Genomic DNA, 2,021 nt, shown 5'->3' with positions numbered 1-2,021 from the left:
TGATGCTATATCTGCCCATTTTTGTGACTTATTTATGCCTTCTTTAATTCCCCAATCTTAGACCTGAATCCTTACATTCAATGATTTTATCTCTTATTAGGGCATACCGAGAAAAGAAGATCTCCCTAAGAGCATTAGGTAAAATTTTATGGAAAATTGAATCTTTTCATTTTATTTTTAATGCAATCACTTCTCAAAGATCTTCCGGCTCAATTGCACCACTTTATTCCAAATTGGCTCAGGAACTTTCTAGCACTGATAACGAAGATACGATTCAGTCAATTGTTAATACAGGAATATTGAGAAAACTCAAAGAAAAACTGCCTGGTTTTGATGAATTTGAAGTAAATTTTATGGATTTAATATATACAAAAAACAAACAGAGAGATAAAAAGATTATCCAATATATATTAGAAAAATTTATGGGTGAAAATATTAACGCACTACCCGTGGATTATAATTCTGCCAGTATTGAACATATATTGCCACAATCGAAGGGAGACGAAGCAATAGTTGGCAATATAGGAAATTTGATATTAGTAGATAAAACAACCAATGCTGAAAAATTAAAAGATAATGATTTTGGGAAAAAAATAGAATATTTAAAAGATATAAAATATCCGCTTGATTCTTGTTTATCCAGTGCTTCTAAATGGACTGAGAAAGAAATTAAAGACCGAGGTAAATCAATGGCTCATAAAGCCTATCATGAAATTTGGCGTTTGTAAATTAAATACGATCCTGTGATATGGGAGATAGATCAAAATTCGACATTTTTACACAATATCTGGCTACTCTCATGGGAAGTGCTAGTCACGATATACTCTGCTTTTATACCGGCTTCAATCAGCGCTTGGCTTAGACCTTCCTCGAAATTATCCTCTTCAATTACAACTTGATTATCGACTAAACGAGCATGAAACAGAATCGTGTCACTCTATAAGCCAATACGGTGGACTATTTTTTCTTTAGTTTAAGTCCAGCGCTAAGTTTCCTAAAATGTGTTAAAAATGGCAGGGCTTGCTCCGTAAGGCTTACAGAGAAGTTAAAAAACTGTCCGAACTATTGATAGAGAAAGATTGAGAAGGCTGAATGAAAAGTGCGATCGCCCAGGTTAAAATTAAAGAGCAACCGTTGAAACGATGTCAAACCGATGATAGTCCGTCAACCCCGCTACAGCAAAGAAGAATTTGCAAAGGCGGGCGATGAGATTTATGAATCTCAAGTCCGCATTGAGACAGCAGCTTTTAAAATTGACTCAAGTGAAATCGCTGCTTGTGATCGCCTCGAAGTGCATCATCCAGATGCTCAAATCTGGATTGTCCGCATTGGTTTTCGCTATGTCTGTCGATCGGGAGTTTTGACGTACAAAATATCATCACAATCCCTGCTAAAAGTGCTACAAGCTGCTCAAAATAAAAACCATCCCTAACGCCGATCGATACCCAATTGACAAACAAAAATTCTCTGCGGTAAAATTAGCAAGAAAGCACGGATAATTCCCAAATGAACGATCGCTCTTCAGCAGACTTGATATCTGTGACAGAGTTACACCGCCAGCTTAACGACTTACTCAAGCAACTATCACCGGAACGATTACAGGTACTTACTGATTTTGCCGCTTACTTAGCAAATGCTGAAAGCGAAGCTGCAACTCAAGAACTTTTGGCAATTTCTGGATTGCTAGAGCGAGTTAAGCAAAATCAAGCAACTCCTAAAACTGATTACGCAAACTGGAGAACTCTGCGTTCCGATGTATGCAGATCGCCTCCATCCTGATGCTCAAAAGGTTTATGTCAATGCTGACAAAAACCTAGCCAAAAAAAATGCCCGATGTTTGGAGCAGTTAGAACAAACTCCCAGGTTACACCCTAACATTAAAGCCCTTAAAGGAGATTTTGCAGGGTACTATCGCTACGGAATTGGAGATTACAGAGTCATTTACTGGGTGCATCTCACTTTGGCAAATACATCAAATTGAAAGTTGACCGTTGAGATAAGCACAGCGAAGAGAAAGGATA

5 protein-coding genes are annotated in these 2,021 nt (G+C 37.6%); 4 read left to right on the top strand and 1 reads right to left on the bottom strand.

Annotated features, from left to right (window positions below; genetic code table 11):
- The first annotated feature begins 80 nt into the window (after positions 1–80).
- Complete coding sequence (locus tag QUB52_RS28985; RefSeq protein WP_332975663.1) at positions 81–728, top strand: HNH endonuclease family protein; 648 nt, start codon at positions 81–83, stop codon at positions 726–728.
- A gap of 32 nt (positions 729–760) precedes the next feature.
- Here QUB52_RS28985 and QUB52_RS28980 read toward each other — a convergent pair whose 3' ends face one another.
- Positions 761–925, bottom strand: a complete 165-nt coding sequence (locus QUB52_RS28980) for an element excision factor XisI family protein (RefSeq protein WP_332976344.1) — start codon at positions 923–925, stop codon at positions 761–763.
- 228 nt (positions 926–1,153) lie between these two features.
- On the opposite strand from QUB52_RS28980, the gene QUB52_RS28975 reads away from it, so the two are divergent.
- From QUB52_RS28975 to QUB52_RS28965, 3 genes are all read left to right on the top strand, one after another.
- Positions 1,154–1,432, top strand: a complete 279-nt coding sequence (locus QUB52_RS28975; RefSeq protein ID WP_332975664.1) for a hypothetical protein — start codon at positions 1,154–1,156, stop codon at positions 1,430–1,432.
- A gap of 74 nt (positions 1,433–1,506) precedes the next feature.
- The gene (locus tag QUB52_RS28970) at positions 1,507–1,779 is read left to right on the top strand and encodes a hypothetical protein (RefSeq protein ID WP_332975665.1); all 273 of its coding nucleotides are present in this window, start codon (positions 1,507–1,509) and stop codon (positions 1,777–1,779) included.
- A complete protein-coding gene (locus QUB52_RS28965; protein WP_332975666.1) occupies positions 1,754–1,981 on the top strand; it encodes a type II toxin-antitoxin system RelE family toxin in 228 nt (75 codons plus the stop codon). The genes QUB52_RS28970 and QUB52_RS28965 overlap by 26 nt, the downstream gene beginning before the upstream one ends.
- The last annotated feature ends 40 nt before the right edge of the window (positions 1,982–2,021 follow it).

The organism is Microcoleus sp. A6-C6 (assembly GCF_036705955.1).
Classification (GTDB): domain Bacteria; phylum Cyanobacteriota; class Cyanobacteriia; order Cyanobacteriales; family Microcoleaceae; genus Microcoleus.
This window is presented reverse-complemented; position numbering and strand designations above follow the sequence as displayed.

What these genes read in the sequence shown, in the direction of transcription:
- QUB52_RS28985 (WP_332975663.1), top strand. Translation starts at nt 81, where the DNA reads ATGATTTTATCTCTTATTAGGGCATACCGAGAAAAGAAGATCTCCCTA.
- QUB52_RS28975 (WP_332975664.1), top strand. Translation starts at nt 1,154, where the DNA reads ATGATAGTCCGTCAACCCCGCTACAGCAAAGAAGAATTTGCAAAGGCG.
- QUB52_RS28970 (WP_332975665.1), top strand. Translation starts at nt 1,507, where the DNA reads ATGAACGATCGCTCTTCAGCAGACTTGATATCTGTGACAGAGTTACAC.
- QUB52_RS28965 (WP_332975666.1), top strand. Translation starts at nt 1,754, where the DNA reads ATGTATGCAGATCGCCTCCATCCTGATGCTCAAAAGGTTTATGTCAAT.